General features: G+C 48.1%; 11 protein-coding genes. 6 read left to right on the top strand and 5 right to left on the bottom strand.

Annotated features, from left to right (window positions below; genetic code table 11):
* Positions 1–91: 91 nt before the first annotated feature.
* From AC3CIC_RS15955 to AC3CIC_RS15935, 5 genes are all read left to right on the top strand, one after another.
* Positions 92–1651: an ABC transporter substrate-binding protein gene (locus tag AC3CIC_RS15955; RefSeq protein WP_488515037.1), complete on the top strand. Its 1560-nt coding sequence runs from the start codon at positions 92–94 to the stop codon at positions 1649–1651.
* Between the two features lie 66 nt (positions 1652–1717).
* Positions 1718–2695 (top strand): ABC transporter permease, encoded by a 978-nt coding sequence (locus AC3CIC_RS15950; protein WP_016960574.1) that lies wholly within the window; start codon positions 1718–1720, stop codon positions 2693–2695.
* Between the two features lie 2 nt (positions 2696–2697).
* Positions 2698–3639, top strand: a complete 942-nt coding sequence (locus AC3CIC_RS15945) for an ABC transporter permease (RefSeq protein WP_016960575.1) — start codon at positions 2698–2700, stop codon at positions 3637–3639.
* Positions 3640–3833: 194 nt separating this feature from the next.
* Complete coding sequence (locus tag AC3CIC_RS15940) at positions 3834–4646, top strand: SPOR domain-containing protein (RefSeq protein ID WP_488515036.1); 813 nt, start codon at positions 3834–3836, stop codon at positions 4644–4646.
* A 220-nt stretch (positions 4647–4866) separates the two neighbouring features.
* Positions 4867–5649, top strand: coding sequence for an SPOR domain-containing protein (locus AC3CIC_RS15935; RefSeq protein ID WP_488515035.1), 783 nt, complete (start codon positions 4867–4869; stop codon positions 5647–5649).
* A gap of 79 nt (positions 5650–5728) precedes the next feature.
* Here the strand turns inward: AC3CIC_RS15935 and AC3CIC_RS15930 are convergent, their stop codons facing one another.
* From AC3CIC_RS15930 to AC3CIC_RS15920, 3 genes are all read right to left on the bottom strand, one after another.
* Entirely contained in the window at positions 5729–7480 is a 1752-nt protein-coding gene (locus tag AC3CIC_RS15930) for a chromosome partitioning protein ParA (protein ID WP_488515034.1), read from the bottom strand.
* A gap of 333 nt (positions 7481–7813) precedes the next feature.
* The gene (gene gorA / locus AC3CIC_RS15925; RefSeq protein WP_488515033.1) at positions 7814–9181 is read right to left on the bottom strand and encodes a glutathione-disulfide reductase; all 1368 of its coding nucleotides are present in this window, start codon (positions 9179–9181) and stop codon (positions 7814–7816) included.
* A 66-nt stretch (positions 9182–9247) separates the two neighbouring features.
* Positions 9248–10087, bottom strand: a complete 840-nt coding sequence (locus tag AC3CIC_RS15920; RefSeq protein ID WP_394212545.1) for a 23S rRNA (adenine(2030)-N(6))-methyltransferase RlmJ — start codon at positions 10085–10087, stop codon at positions 9248–9250.
* A gap of 136 nt (positions 10088–10223) precedes the next feature.
* Between AC3CIC_RS15920 and prlC the strand changes: the two genes are divergently transcribed.
* Positions 10224–12266, top strand: a complete 2043-nt coding sequence (gene prlC, locus AC3CIC_RS15915) for an oligopeptidase A (RefSeq protein ID WP_394212363.1) — start codon at positions 10224–10226, stop codon at positions 12264–12266.
* Between the two features lie 82 nt (positions 12267–12348).
* Here the strand turns inward: prlC and gppA are convergent, their stop codons facing one another.
* Positions 12349–13830 carry a guanosine-5'-triphosphate,3'-diphosphate diphosphatase gene (gppA, locus tag AC3CIC_RS15910; RefSeq protein WP_394212364.1) on the bottom strand — a complete coding sequence of 494 codons (1482 nt, stop codon included), beginning with the start codon at positions 13828–13830 and terminating at the stop codon, positions 12349–12351.
* Between the two features lie 21 nt (positions 13831–13851).
* Positions 13852–15153 carry an ATP-dependent RNA helicase RhlB gene (rhlB, locus tag AC3CIC_RS15905; RefSeq protein ID WP_026023762.1) on the bottom strand — a complete coding sequence of 434 codons (1302 nt, stop codon included), beginning with the start codon at positions 15151–15153 and terminating at the stop codon, positions 13852–13854.
* Positions 15154–15200: the final 47 nt, after the last annotated feature.

Raw genomic sequence — 15200 nt, 5'->3', positions numbered from 1 at the left:
TGTGTCCGTTATCGGTTTAATTTTGCGAGACCTAGCGCTTTGCAAATACACAACAGATCGGGAGTTCGCTCCCAGCATAAGGAGTCATGCAATGAAAACCATGAAGAGCAAAATCGCCATTGCGTTGATGGCAGCGGGCTTGAGCTTTGCTGCATCAGCCGCAGACATTACCGTTGCTTATGATGCAGATCCTGTATCCTTAGATCCCCATGAGCAACTGTCAGGCGGTACCCTGCAGATGTCACACATGGTCTTTGATCCTCTCGTTCGCTGGACGCAAGACCTGCAATTTGAGCCACGTTTGGCATCAAGCTGGGAGCGTATCGACGACAAAACCGTACGATTCAAGCTGCGCGAAGGGGTGAAATTCCATTCTGGTAATGATTTTACTGCCGATGATGTGATTTGGACGATTGAGCGTTTGCAATCATCACCTGATTTCAAAGGTATTTTCTCGCCAATCGCAGAAGTGAAGAAAGTGGATGATTACACCGTCGACTTTATCACTGATGGCCCATATCCACTTGTGCTGCAAACCATGACGTACGTGTTCCCGATGGACGCCGATTTCTACTCAGGTAAAACCGACGCTGGTGCAGACAAATCGCAAATCCAAAAAAGCGGTTCTACTTTTGCTTCTACCAATGTTTCAGGTACCGGTCCTTTTGTCGTGTCATCTCGCGAGCAGGGCGTGAAGGTCGAATTTGATCGCTTTGGCGACTATTGGGATAAAGAAAGCCCAGGCAATGTCGACAAACTAACACTCGTGCCAATCAAAGAAGACGCAACCCGCGTTGCAGCGCTGCTATCTGGCGATGTTGATATGATTGCACCGGTTTCTCCAAACGATCATAAACGTGTTGAGAAAGCGAAAGGCATTGATCTGGTGACACTACCGGGCACGCGTATCATCACGTTCCAATTGAACCAAAATGTGTCTGAACCGTTACGTGACCCACGTGTTCGTCAGGCCATTGCCTATGCCGTTAATAACGAAGGCATTGCACAAAAGATCATGAAAGGTTTCGCAACGACCGCTGGACAGCAAAGCCCAGCAGGTTATGTGGGTCATAATCCTGATCTTAAGCCTCGCTATGATCTGAAAAAAGCCAAATCTTTGATGGAAGAAGCAGGCTACGGCGATGGTTTCACCATCACCATGATTGCGCCAAACAACCGTTACGTGAACGACGAGAAAATTGCACAAGCAGTGGCGGCAATGTTGTCAAAGATAGACATCAAAGTGGATCTTCAAACCATGCCAAAAGCGCAGTACTGGCCTGAGTTTGACAAGTGTGAAGCGGGCATGCAAATGATCGGCTGGCACTCTGACACAGAAGACTCCGCGAATTTTACTGAGTTCTTGACCATGACGCGTAATGCAGACACGGGTAAAGGCCAGTACAACTGTGGTCACTATTCTAACAGCGAAGTGGATAAGCTGGTGGAAGCAGCAAACGTAGAAACTGACCCGACGAAACGCGCTGAAATGCTGAAAGCAGTAGAAACCACCTTGTATAACGAGGCTGCGTTTGTACCTCTACATTGGCAAAACCTAGCGTGGGCTGCGAAGTCTAACGTTGATCTTCAGCCTATCGTCAATGCGATGAACTTCCCTTACTTCGGCGAATTGGTCGTCTCTGAAAAGTAAGCGGTAATCGTAGTGTTTTTGGCTCCGGGCTTTTCCGGAGCCAGTTTGTTGTTTGCGGGGCGATGAATGTTTACGTTTTTGGTTAAGCGCCTGGTTCAGGCACTGGTAGTGATGTTTGTGATCAGCCTGGTGGCGTTTTCCATCCAGGACAATCTAGGTGACCCTCTTCGGGAGCTGGTTGGGCAGTCTGTCTCTGAAGCAGAGCGAAACGAGTTACGCGATGAACTCGGCCTCAATGATCCCTTCTTTGTTAAGTATGGCCGTTTTATATCGAGCGCCGTTGAAGGAGACTTGGGCACTTCCTATTTTTATAAGCGTCCAGTCGTTGATGTAATTCTCGACAAACTGGTGGCAACGTTAGAGCTGGTTATCGCTGCTGCCATTATTATCGTTTTGGTGTCGATCCCGCTCGGGGTTTATTCCGCGATTCACCCTAATAGTTTTCTGACCAAGCTCATTATGGGCTTTAGTATCATTGGTATTTCTGTGCCGGTGTTCCTGACCGCAATCATGTTGATGTACGTGTTTGCGATTGAATTAAATTGGCTGCCCTCATACGGGCGAGGAGACACGGCTAACTGGTTTGGCTGGGAATCAGGCTTTTTCACGGTGGATGGTTTAGCACATTTGGTGTTGCCTGCTGTTTCATTGTCTTCGATTATGCTTCCCCTGTTTATTCGCCTTGTACGCTCTGAAATGCTCGAGGCGCTCAGTACCGAGTACGTGAAATTTGCTAGAGCGAAAGGGATGCCAGAGCGCAAAGTGCAATATCAGCATGCGCTGAAAAATACCATGCTACCTGTTGTCACCGTCGGTGGTGTACAGATAGGAACCATGGTGGCCTACACCATTTTGACTGAAACCGTGTTCCAGTGGCCGGGTACAGGCTTTTTATTTCTTGAAGCCATTAACCGTGTCGATACGCCGCTTATTACCGCATATGTCATTTTTGTTGGTTTGCTATTTGTCGTCACCAATACCTTGGTTGATTTGCTGTACGGCTTAATCAATCCAACCGTTAACTTAACCGGCAAAGGAGCGTAAGTATGAGCACTGTGACCCCGAAAGCGCCTTCTCGCTGGCAACAGTTTTTAGCCTCGGATTTCTTTTACCACTTCAAGCGTGACAAAGTCGCCATTACCAGTTTTACGGCATTCATGTTGTTTATGCTGGTGGCTGTTTTTGCCCCTGTCCTGTCACCGGCCGATCCATATGATTTGTCGTCTATCGATATTATGGACTCGGAGTTACCGCCCACGTGGATGGAGTTTGGTGATGAGCGTTTTGCATTAGGCACGGATAATCAAGGCCGAGATATTCTTTCGACCATCATGTATGGCCTGCGTATCTCGTTGCTGATTGGCTTGGGTGCTGTTGCACTGCAGTTATTCTTGGGTATCGTGATAGGACTCAGTGCGGGCTATTTTGGTGGACGTATTGATAGCCTGCTAATGCGCATCGCTGACGTGCAGTTGTCGTTTTCTACCATGATGGTCGCCATCATCGTCTCGGCGATTTTTAAAGCCAGCTTTGGTAGCGACTTTTACAGTGAATACGCCATTTTGATGTTGGTTGTCATCATTGGTTTCGCTGAATGGCCTCAATACGCACGCACTGTGCGGGCTAGTGTGCTTGCGGAAAAGAAAAAAGAGTATGTTGAAGCGGCGCAAGTTATGGGCTTTAGAGCACCGCGCATTATGTTTAGACACATTTTGCCAAACTGCTTATCGCCGATTTTGGTTATTTCAACTGTGCAGGTCGCTAATGCGATCATGTCCGAAGCTGCGCTCTCATTCTTGGGGCTAGGCATGCCGGTTGATAAGCCATCATTGGGTTCGTTGATCAGCATTGGCTTCAACTATATCTTCTCGGGTTCTTGGTGGATCACCGCATTCCCTGGCATCGTCCTTGTTATGTTGGTGCTGGTGATAAACTTACTCGGCGACTGGTTAAGAGATGTCTTCAACCCGAAAATCTACAAAGGGTAAGCCACGTAAATTCGGAAGTGGCTATTGTCGCTTCCCTTGGCTCGCTTCAGTTTGCTAGCAAAAGCCCCGGTCATTTGGCTGGGGCTTTTTGATCTCATGCTTATTGAGTCATTGCTTTTCTATTCGTCGGTATAGCAATTTCGAGCTACGCTAACTAACTGAACAATAAAAATACTCCTCAATGGAGAAGGGCGATGCGTAGACGTTTGTTTTACTTATTGAGTGTGTTGTTACTACTGCTATCAACATCAAAGATGGTTCAGTCTGCAGAGGCAGATTGTGACTCTTCGCGACAGGGTAATTGGAATATTGTGCAGGATACGTGTCCTATTGGACAGGGTTTGTGGGGGAGAGTACCAGAAAACCTATCGGGAATATTTTGGGTGCAATGTGGGTTGCTAAGCAGCCTACCTGAGTCTGGGTTTGCCCAAAAACTGAATGGTCTTCCTAACAAAGAAGCCTTGGTTTTTCGCCAAGAAGGAAGTCAGTATCGCTGTCTTGTTGGACCGTTTGTACAATATTCAACAGCCGTGAGCGCGCGTGACGAACTGAGAAAACAGCCAGCGTTGTCGAGTGCTTTTATTCGGAATGCCCTTATGGTGGAAAATGGTGCAGAAAAAGTTATAGGTAACTCTTCTACCAAAATGAGTATCAACGGTAAGGCTAGTGGGAACGTATCAGCGACTAAAGCCGCTCTTAAGCGTGATTATTTTGATTTGTTGGGTTTAAGAAGCCCGAAACCTAGAGATGGCGAAAAGCGTTACACCGATGACAAGTTTGTTTGGTGGCGAGCCTCTTTGAAAGAGGCTACATCCACTTGCGAAAACGATGGAATGAAACTGGTGTCTGAATCAACACTCAGATCAATTTCAAGGAGTGCAGAGTACCAATCCCAATTGCCCTCCCGTTTACCTTTTTGGGTGGCAGAGCAATATGCTTTTGATTCGATAATGATGGTACCCATGCCGCTGTCAAAAGAATCCGTGCTATTGGTACTGTGCGAATAAAAACGCATTTACTGTCATGACATGTCCACGTTTGTTCCACGCCCTTTTGCACATGTTGTGAAATCTGCTGTAGAAACTATCAACAAATCCCTCATTTTACACTTCGCTCTCTACAATGTGCCGTTGAATCAATAACGTGCAATGACACGAGCGGTATGAAGGTATGCATGGGTGTAAGACAAACAGATCTGCGATTGAGGTTGATGAGGCAGTGAGAGGAATGACGCGTACCTTATTCCTGATGGGTCTATTTTTCTCCAGTAGCACCTTTGCCATGAAGGCATGCCAGACGCTGAAGGTTGAGCAAGGCATAGGGATTGTCTCTGCTCAGTGTCCCATAGGTGAAGGGCTGTGGAGCAAGAAGCCATCACCACAAGGCGGTGCTTTTTGGGTGCAATGCGGCATTCTGGATAAACGGCCAAGCGCGGCTTTTCGACAACGCATTGAAAAGCATATAGCCAACAACGCGGATTGGGTTTTAAAGCCAGAAGAGAACGGCTTTCGATGCCTGCTTGGTCCTTATCAAGCATTCAACGATGCCGTTGTCATTCGCGATAAAATTCGCCAAGAGCCCGTGACGTCAGATGCTTTCATTCGTCAGATAGATTACCAAGAGAAGTCTTCTTCTCAGTCTACCAAAGCCCAGCCATCCACAAAAAAGCCAAAGCAAACCCTGAGCAAGGGAGCGACAGTGCGGAAACTCGACCCTGTTGTCGGGCTTTGGACGCCAAAGCCCAAAGGTAATGACGCGCGTTACTCCATCCACCAACGAGATTGGTGGCGGGCTACCTACTTGGACGCTAAAAAGGCCTGTACGCAATCGGGAAAGAGGTTGGCATCAGAGTCAGCCATTCGCCGCGCTGTCTCGCGACAAGGTGCTAGAGAGCAGTTCCCAGCGACCATTCCATATTGGTTAAACAGCGGTAACGTTTACGATATCAAATTGGACATGGCATTTGTGGCGATATCTGACACGCTGACGTTGAATGTGTTGTGTGAGTGATGGGATAACGGCTGTTGATGACGGAAACAAAAAAGCGACCATGAGGTCGCTTTCTTTGGCTTTAAATTCGAATGAACGCTTAGTTCGATACTTTTTGCATAGTCTCCGTGGCGATTTTCTCGCCAGCGCTGTTCAGTGTATGGCGAATCAATATGCCACGGTCCCAGTTTTCGCCTGCAGGAATGTAAGAGAAACGATTGATTTTAATGTCTCCGTTCTCTTCGCCTTCATCCTTATCTTCCCAGCGGATGGTCGTATTTAGCTGATCAAGCGTTGCTGTGGAAACACCGCCCGCGGCATTGCTACCAAACCACCAGTAGTCTTTTTGCGAGAGCATTTCATATGAATTTTCTTCGCCAGAGATGTTTTCAGGCTTACAATTATTTAGCTCTTGACCGTCAACGATGACACCAGTTTCATTGAAGGTATAGGTAGCTGTTGCAGACGCAGACTCTGAACACGTTTCATCTGTCTGAGTCACTACCCAGTCGCCTTTGAAGTCAACATAGCGATCCGTGCCTGGTTTTTCTACGGGGTAAATGAAGTTGATTGACTCATTGACGTAGCCGTTTGCTTCTTCAATCTTAGTGCGTACCTGCATATAGACATCGGTGATTGGATCATAGCTACCTGACAGAATTTCAGTTTGCCATTTTGGAGCTTCACCCTCATCGGCGTCATCGCGACGAATGGTTTCGTATTTGGTCATCGATTGCTCAGTACATGCATTTTCTGACATACACGCATATACGCCGCCAAACTCTGACATGTCGCCCCAAGGATGAACCCCGTCTTCTGTTGATGTCGCTTCAGGGTTTGAGAAGTTATAAGTGAACGCGGTGTTTGATTCAGTCAAGGCATCAAACTTAGAGTTCACATAGGTAGTTTCTTCGCCATCACAGGTTGCGACGTTGAACCTGGTTGTTTCGTTTTTAACAATTGAAGCTTTACCACCTTCATCTTTACAGGTCAGATACGCAGCCATAACATCTGCCATTACCGAGCCATCATTAGAGCCTTTTAGCAAAATTAGTGCATCTTTCGATGACTTCAGTGTCATTGACGGGAAGCCAGTCACCTCACCGAAAAGATCTTCGCCCAAGGTGCGGTCAGCATGAATGACATTTTGGAACTGATTGCCACTGCTATATTTAATGCGCTGGGACGAGCTTCGTTCCACAAATGTCCAGTTTGAACCTTTTGACCAATGCGTTAGGTTAATGTCAGAACCACGTACCAGGTCTTTAAGAGAGCCTTCACTTTCAAAGTGTTTCAATGCGGCTTCTTCTTCTATCAAGGTTTTACCGATGCCTTCAACGAACTCTTTAATTGTTGAAATATCGTCGAGCTGAATTTTTTTCAGCGCTTCAACAGTATCAGCATTTGCATTATAGATTCGTCCTGGAATAGTAATGACGTCTTCACCTTCTGTGTCGTCAATAGTCAGCAATAGTCGAGCAAGATTCACTGCTCTTTGTTGAGTGCCTACCGCTTCATATGGAGTGGTCACGTGTCGGCCAGAAACGCTACCAAGAACTAGGCCACCTTTTTCGCCACCTAGAATGAAAGTGATGATTGGGTTATCTTGGTCAATAGAGTAAGTACCATCAATAGTGAATTCGCCCACACCGTTGGTTGTATTGCCTTTTACGTAATAAAGGCCATCAACTTGTGCATCGATAAATCGGCCGTTTTCGGGAATAGCAATATTAGGCTTTTTCGCTAGCTCACTTGAAGCATCACCACCAATAACTGGTGCCGAATCATCACTACCACAACCCGCTAAAACTAGTGCAACTGATGCTGCCAACAAAGATGTCTTAAAGTTCATTTCTCACCCGAATGAATAATTATTTGAATAGACACCCTGTTCACATGATCAGAGGTCTACGACTTTTTGGAATGAGTATCTTGTTATTGGAAGCTAATGAAAAACGCAATAGGTTGCTCTTAATGCGCAACCATTATTGACTGAATTGTTATTGTAAGGTGTCTGCATTGAGACTTGGCGCTAGTAAAGACAATTTCTAGGCATTCATAAGGATTGTCTCTCAGTGAGATGATTGCAGTTTTGCGTGGTGTTTTTTGATTGAATATTGTTATATTTTGCATAAAAAATCCCTGCCAGTTTTAACTGGCAGGGCTAGATTTTCGGCGGAGCCGATTATCTCATGGTAACGAACTCTTCTGACCCTGTTGGGTGGATCGCGACCACGCTGTCGAAATCGGCTTTCGTTGCGCCCATTTTCATGGCGACGCCAAAGCCTTGGATCATTTCATCGACCGCGAAACCGATGCCGTGTAGGCCAACCACGGTTTCTTCTTCACCTGCGCAAACCAGTTTCATTTTGCAAGGCTGACGGTGTTGAGTCACGGCGGTGTACATGGCGGTAAAACCAGACGTGTACACTTTCACGTTCTCTTCGCCGTATTGTGCTTTGGCTTCTTGCTCAGTCAGACCAATGGTGCCGATAGGTGGATGACTGAATACCACGGTTGGGATCAGGGCATAATCCATCTTGGCGTTAGTTTTGCCATTGAACAGGCGCTCAGAAAGCTGACGACCTGCTTTAACAGCAACTGGTGTTAACTCTACGCCGCCTTCCATAATGTCGCCAACACAGTAGATACCAGACACATTGGTGTTCTGGAACTCATCGACTTTGATGTAACCGCGTGCATTGGTTTCAACGCCAGTCGCTTCACGGTTGATTTTGCTGGTGGTTGGGTGACGACCAATCGCCCAGATCAGCACATCGGTGTTGTGTGAGGTGCCATTTTCAAAATGCAGTGTCACAGAGCCATCCGCTTCTTTCACGACTTCTTTCGGCGTGGACTGCGTATGAAGGTGCGGTCCTTCCGCTTCCATTACTTCAACAATGGTGTCGATAATCATTGGGTCAAAGCTGCGAAGTGGCGACTCTTTTCGCACAAACAGATGGGTGTCAGTGCCCAGTGCGTTTAATACACCTGCGATTTCAACCGCGATATAACCCGCGCCAACCACAGCCACACGCTTAGGTTGTTCGGTTAGCTCAAAGAAGCCATTGGAATCGATGCCGTGTTCTGCACCCGGAACGTTCGGGATGGTTGGGGTGCCACCGACGGCAATCAATATGTTGTCAGCGGTGTAGTGTTCGCCGTTCACTTCAACGGTTTTAGCATCTACAAATCGACCGAAACCTTGGATGACTTCGATGTTGTTGCGACCCAGTACGGTTTCGTAAGAAGTATGAATTCGGCTGATATAAGCCTCACGGTTCTCGACCAGTTTTGCCCAGTCAAAGTTATTCACCGTGGTGTCAAAACCGTAATCAGGACCATACAGTTTGATTGCTTCTGCAATTTGAGCGCCGTGCCACATTACTTTCTTCGGCACACAACCTACGTTTACACAGGTTCCACCGAGGTGTTGCGCTTCGATAATTGCTACTTTTGCACCGTACATTGCCGCTCGGTTTGCAGACGCTATGCCGCCGCTGCCACCACCGATGCAAAGGTAATCAAAATGTTTGGCCATGATTTTCTCCATTTAATAATTCTATTTTCCGCTGACTGGGATTATCCCAATGTTACCAGACCGATTTTTTGTTAACTGTTATTCAGGCACAACCCATTGTACTAATTGGTGACCCGTTTCGGGTGCAATAATTGTTTGCAGCCAAGGTAGAATTTCTTTCATCTGTTGTTCGAGTGTCCAAGGCGGATTGATCACAATCATGCCTGACGCCGTCATACCGCGCTCTTCTGAATCCGGTGCAACACCCAATTCGATTTGCAGAATTTTACGAATACCAAGCTTTTCCAAGCCTTGGGTAATGAGATCGACATTTTTACGATAGACGACAGGGTACCAAATCGCATAAGTACCTGTTGCCCAGCGTTCGACGCTTTCACCCATCGCATCAACCACGTCTTGATATTCATGTTTTAGCTCATAAGGCGGGTCAATCAACACCACACCACGACGCTCTTTCGGCGGAAGACTCGCTTTTAAGCGTGCGTAGCCATCTTCTTTGAACATTTTCACCTGACGATCGCCACGAAATTCTTGCAGCAGCAATGGGAAATCGGTTGGGTGAAGTTCAGAAAACATCGCGCGGTCTTGATCACGTAGCAGCGTTCTGCCTACTTTCGGTGAACCGGGATAAAAACGAAGTTCATCACCGTCATTTAAGCTGCGGATCGTGTTGATATATGGCGCGAGCGCTTCTGGCGTGTCGTCGCGTTGCCAGATCTGACCGATGCCTTGTTTGTATTCACCGGTTTTCTCAGCGTGGTCGTCGGAAAGGTCATAGCGTCCCGCACCACTGTGGGTATCGTGATACACGAAGGCTTTATCTTTTTGCTTCAGTGATTCAATGATAAGGCTCTGAACAATGTGTTTAACCACATCTGCATGGTTGCCTGCGTGGAAGCTGTGACGATAACTGAGCATGTGAGACCTGAGTGAAAACGGACAAAAGTAGCGAGCATTATCGCTTATTGCGAGATCGGATGCAGCATCGGCATTGAAAACCCGTTCATTTGCCATCATAACTAGTGCATTAGAGAAAGAAATAAAGGAACTGATCATGTCCAACCCGTTGCTTTCGTTTACCGATTTGCCTCCGTTTTCTGATATTAAGCCAGAAAATATTCAACCTGCGGTGGAACAAGCCATAACAGATTGCCGTGCAGCGATTGAGGCAGTGTTGGAAAACAACACAGATCCAAGCTGGGACACCATTTGTGTGCCATTGGCAGAAAGTGATGACAGGCTCAGCCGCATTTGGTCACCGATAGGCCATATGAATGGCGTCGTGAACAGTCCTGAATTACGCGAGGCGTATGAAGCGTGTTTGCCTATTCTGTCGGATTACTCGACTTGGGTCGGTCAGCACAAGCCGTTATACGACGCTTATAAAGCGATTAAAGCGCGAGATGATTTTGATTCCTTGTCAGCGGCGCAGCAAAAAACCGTGACGGATGCGTTGCGTGATTTCGAATTGTCGGGCATTGCCTTGCCACAGAAAGAGCAGCATCGTTTCGGTGAGATCAGTAAGCGTCTTTCCGAGCTCTCTTCAACCTTCTCCAATAATGTACTCGATGCCACCATGGGTTGGAGCAAGCACATCACTGATGTGAGTGAGTTGGCGGGTATGCCAGAATCTGCACTTGCGGCGGCACAAGCACAGGCCGAAGCAAAAGAGCTGGAAGGCTATCTGCTGACGTTGGATATTCCGTCTTATTTACCTGTGATGACCTATTGTGACAACCGTGAACTGCGCGCAGAAATGTACCAAGCCTACACCACGCGCGCCTCTGATCGTGGCCCGAATGCCGGCAAATGGGACAACACGGATCTGATCAGTGAAACCCTGTTACTAAAAAATGAAATTGCTCGCCTGTTGGGTTTCGCAAGCTACAGTGAACTGTCACTGGCCACCAAGATGGCGGCATCGACGGATCAGGTACTGACCTTCCTTAACGAAATGGTCGACAAAGCTCGTCCACAAGGCGAGCAAGAGTTTGAAGCGCTAAAACAATTCGCCCAAGACACCTTTGGCGTGGATGCATTAGAGCCTTGGGATGTCGGCTACTACTCAGAGAAACTTAAACAACACCAATACAGCATCTCAGACGAAGAGCTTCGCCCTTATTTTCCTGAAGACAAGGCGGTTGCTGGCCTGTTTGAGGTACTGAAACGCGTATTTGGTATGGACGTTAAGCGTCGTGAAGGCGTGGATGTGTGGCACGAGTCGGTCTCTTTCTATGACATCTTTGATGCACAAGGTGAACTGCGCGGCAGTTTCTACCTCGATTTATACGCCCGTGAACACAAGCGCGGTGGTGCATGGATGGATGAGTGTCGTGTTCGACGCATCACTGAGTCGGGCGAACTGCAAACGCCAGTCGCCTACCTAACGTGTAACTTCAACAAACCGATTGGTGGCAAGCCTGCGTTGTTTACCCATGACGAACTGGTGACTCTGTTCCATGAATTCGGTCATGGTATTCACCATATGCTAACCCAAGTGGACGAGTCTGCGGTGTCGGGTATTAATGGTGTGCCATGGGATGCGGTAGAGTTGCCAAGTCAGTTTTTAGAGAACTGGTGCTGGCAAGAAGAGGCATTAGCGTTTATTTCTGGTCACTATGAAACGGGCGAGCCGTTGCCAAAAGAGATGCTAGATAAAATGCTGGCAGCGAAGAACTTCCAATCAGCGATGTTTATCCTGCGCCAACTTGAATTCGCGTTGTTTGATTTCACTTTGTTCACCCGCTTTGACCCAGAAGAAGGGGCGAAAGTGCTGGAAACATTGGCAGAAGTGAAAAGCCGTGTGTCTGTGGTGCCATCACCTGAGTGGAATCGCTTCCCGCATTCATTCAGCCATATCTTTGCTGGCGGTTATAGCGCGGGTTATTACAGCTACCTGTGGGCAGAAGTGTTGTCATCAGATGCCTTCAGCCGCTTTGAAGAAGAAGGTATCTTCAACACAGAGACTGGCGCGTCGTTCTTGGAGAATATTCTTGAGCGTGGCGGCAGTGAAGAGCCGATGGAATTGTTCAAACGTTTCCGTGGACGCGAGCCATCACCCGATGCGTTTTTACGCCACAGTGGAATTGACGTTTAACCATTTACGGGTTTCACCGCCGATACATGGATAATAAAAAAGCACGGCAAATCGCCGTGCTTTTTTGTATCTGAACATAATCTTACGAAATGGTCAGAGGCCAATGTTGGTCGCTTTGGCGCTGCGCTTCTAGTGCCAGCTCTGCCGCCATCAGCGGATTGTTGGCAAGCCAAGTCGTGGGCAGCGTCAGTGTTAGTTCGTCACTGTTGGTATTCAACGTCACCGGCGGTAAGACATTGCTGTCACGGCGGTGGCAGAGAATAATGGCCAGTCGCAGTAGTCGCAAAATGCGGTTAGCACTGGTTGCAGACACGGCGCTTTGTGAACCGACTGGATGCAGTTGTTCGCGGTACTGGCGCAATAATTCTGCTAGAAGCTGTTTCTGCGCTTGAGTAAAGCCAGGTAGGTCGAGGTTTTTAATCAAATAGGCAGCATGTACGCCATCTTTTTTGAAACCGATACTCATGCCAATCTCATAGAGTTCGGCGGCAGATCTCAGCATCTCTTCAGCAATAGGCTCTGCTATCCATTCATCACCACATTGGCTGAGTAGATTCAGTGCCATGTTGGCGACGTTGTCGGCTTGTGCGCGATCTAACTGATAGCGAGACTGTATGCTTTGAATGGTACGTGTGCGAATATCTTGTTGGCGCATCGTATCCATCATGCCATACACCAAGCCTTCACGCAGTGCGCCGCCTGCTAGTGTCATCGAATCAATGTCGAATTGTTCAAAAACGGCAATCAGAATTGATAGGCCGCTTGGGAATACCAAGGCGCGTTCTAGCGTCAAACCATCAATGTCGAGTTCTTCAACCTGACCAAAGCCAATGGCTTGTTTACGTAATCGGTGTAGTTTGGCGAGGGTGATCACCTCATCCATACCTTGCGCAATCATGATTTCTTGCAGCGCTTGAACCGTTCCACTTGCTCCGACGCATATATCCCAGCCGAGTGAACGATAACGCTCAACAATCGGTGCCAACACCTGTTTTGCGCCGTCAATGGCGCGAGTAAAGCTGGCTTCGGTCAATGTGCGGTCTTTGAAGTGCTGTTCAAGCCAAGTTACGCAGCCCATGTCGAGGCTAGTTAAGGCTGCGGCATCAAAGCCTTCACCGATAATAAGCTCTGTGCTCGCACCGCCTATATCGACCACCAGTCGCTTGCCTTTGCCACCCGAGGTATGCGCCACACCTTGATAAATGGTGCAGGCTTCCTCTTCACCGGTAATCACTGTGATGGGATGACCGAGGATTTGATTGGCTTTGGTGATGAACACATCGGCGTTTTTTGCACTGCGCAAAGCAGCGGTGGCAACAATACGGATGTTGGAGGTATCAATATCTTGCAGGCGTTCTGCAAAAAGGGAAAGGCAGTCCCAACCACGCTGCATCGCGTCTTCGCTGAGATTGAGCTGTTTGTCCAAGCCTGCGGCGAGGCGGACTTTGCGTTTGATTTTTGCCAGCGTTTGCACGCTGCCTTGAACTTCGCGGACAACCAGCATATGAAAGCTGTTTGAACCGAGGTCAATGGCAGCGTACAGGGGCGAACGCGCGTGATCCATGCTGTGTTACCCCTGAGTGCTTTACGCTTTATTCTGTGGCGGACGACGACGACCGCGGCCGCGAGGTTGTGAACCTGGCTTGCTGCTTGACGTGTTACGACGGCCGTTTACTTGACGCGGACGCTGTAGGCGTATCGGTGCAGGTAAATCAGTCATCAAAGCGTCTTCATTGTATTCAGACACTGGGATAGCGTGATCGATATACTCTTCGATACCCGGCAGGTTCACGGCGTATTCTTCACACGCGAAACTGATAGAGTGACCGCTTGCACCCGCACGACCAGTTCGACCAATACGGTGAACATAATCTTCGCTATCGTCAGGTAGATCGTAGTTGAATACGTGTGTTACCTGAGGAATATGCAGACCACGGGCGGCAACGTCGGTTGCAACCAGGAAGTCGATATCACCTTTCGTGAAGTCTTCTAAGATCTTCATGCGCTTTTTCTGCGGCACATCACCGGTTAGCAAACCAGCACGCAGATCATCCGCAGCCAAGTGGCCCCAGATTTGTTCGCAGCGGTGCTTGGTGTTGGCAAAGATAATGGCGCGCTCTGGCCAATCTTCTTCAATCAGCGTTTGCAGCAGGCGCATTTTGTCAGTGTTTGACGGGTAGAAGAGCTCTTCTTGGATGCGATGTCCGGTTTTTTGGTCCGGTTCTACGACAACATGCTCAGGGTTTGTCATGTGCTCAAACGCCAGTTCCTGTACACGATAAGACAGGGTGGCAGAGAACAGCATGTTTTGACGCTCTGAAGGAGCAGGCATGCGACGGAACAAGAAACGGATGTCCTTGATAAAGCCAAGGTCAAACATGCGGTCAGCTTCATCCAGTACAACGGCTTGAATGCTGCGCAGATCAATCACGTGCTGTTTGTAGAAGTCGATAATACGACCACAGGTGCCGATAAGAATATCAACGCCATTTTCCAGTACTTCTTTCTGCTTGTCGTACGCTTCACCACCGTAAGCAAGGCCTGCGGTCAGTGAGGTTGAGGCCAGTAACGGGGCAGCATCATTATAGATCTGGATCGCAAGTTCGCGCGTCGGTGCCATAATAATGGCTCGCGGGCAGTTTTTCTTGCGGTCGGCAGGAGCCTCCGTTGTCAGCAAGTGATGGAAAGTCGCAGTCAGGAATGCCAGTGTCTTACCTGTGCCCGTTTGGGCCTGTCCTGCAATGTCTCGGCCGGTGAGCAGGACCGGCAATGCCAAAGCTTGGATAGGGGTACAATTATGAAACCCTTTTTCTTCCAAACCTTTGATGACATCGGCATGAAGTCCGAAGTCGGCAAATTTTTGCTCTGTGAGATGCGTCATTTTCATCCGCATAGAATATCAGCTTAGGCTTGCAATACGATAGTGAATACATT

The sequence above is a fragment of the Enterovibrio sp. QJM3NY_24 genome, from assembly GCF_057786035.1.
The sequence above is the reverse complement of the archived record's forward strand: the minus strand, read 5'-3'. Positions and strand labels throughout refer to the sequence as shown.

Bases quoted from the DNA above. Each gene is read 5' to 3' on its own strand.
- AC3CIC_RS15955 (WP_488515037.1), top strand. From the start codon at position 92: ATGAAAACCATGAAGAGCAAAATCGCCATTGCGTTGATGGCAGCGGGC.
- AC3CIC_RS15950 (WP_016960574.1), top strand. From the start codon at position 1,718: ATGTTTACGTTTTTGGTTAAGCGCCTGGTTCAGGCACTGGTAGTGATG.
- AC3CIC_RS15945 (WP_016960575.1), top strand. From the start codon at position 2,698: ATGAGCACTGTGACCCCGAAAGCGCCTTCTCGCTGGCAACAGTTTTTA.
- AC3CIC_RS15940 (WP_488515036.1), top strand. From the start codon at position 3,834: ATGCGTAGACGTTTGTTTTACTTATTGAGTGTGTTGTTACTACTGCTA.
- AC3CIC_RS15935 (WP_488515035.1), top strand. From the start codon at position 4,867: ATGACGCGTACCTTATTCCTGATGGGTCTATTTTTCTCCAGTAGCACC.
- AC3CIC_RS15930 (WP_488515034.1), bottom strand. From the start codon at position 7,480: ATGAACTTTAAGACATCTTTGTTGGCAGCATCAGTTGCACTAGTTTTA.
- gorA (WP_488515033.1), bottom strand. From the start codon at position 9,181: ATGGAGAAAATCATGGCCAAACATTTTGATTACCTTTGCATCGGTGGT.
- AC3CIC_RS15920 (WP_394212545.1), bottom strand. From the start codon at position 10,087: ATGCTCAGTTATCGTCACAGCTTCCACGCAGGCAACCATGCAGATGTG.
- prlC (WP_394212363.1), top strand. From the start codon at position 10,224: ATGTCCAACCCGTTGCTTTCGTTTACCGATTTGCCTCCGTTTTCTGAT.
- gppA (WP_394212364.1), bottom strand. From the start codon at position 13,830: ATGGATCACGCGCGTTCGCCCCTGTACGCTGCCATTGACCTCGGTTCA.
- rhlB (WP_026023762.1), bottom strand. From the start codon at position 15,153: ATGAAAATGACGCATCTCACAGAGCAAAAATTTGCCGACTTCGGACTT.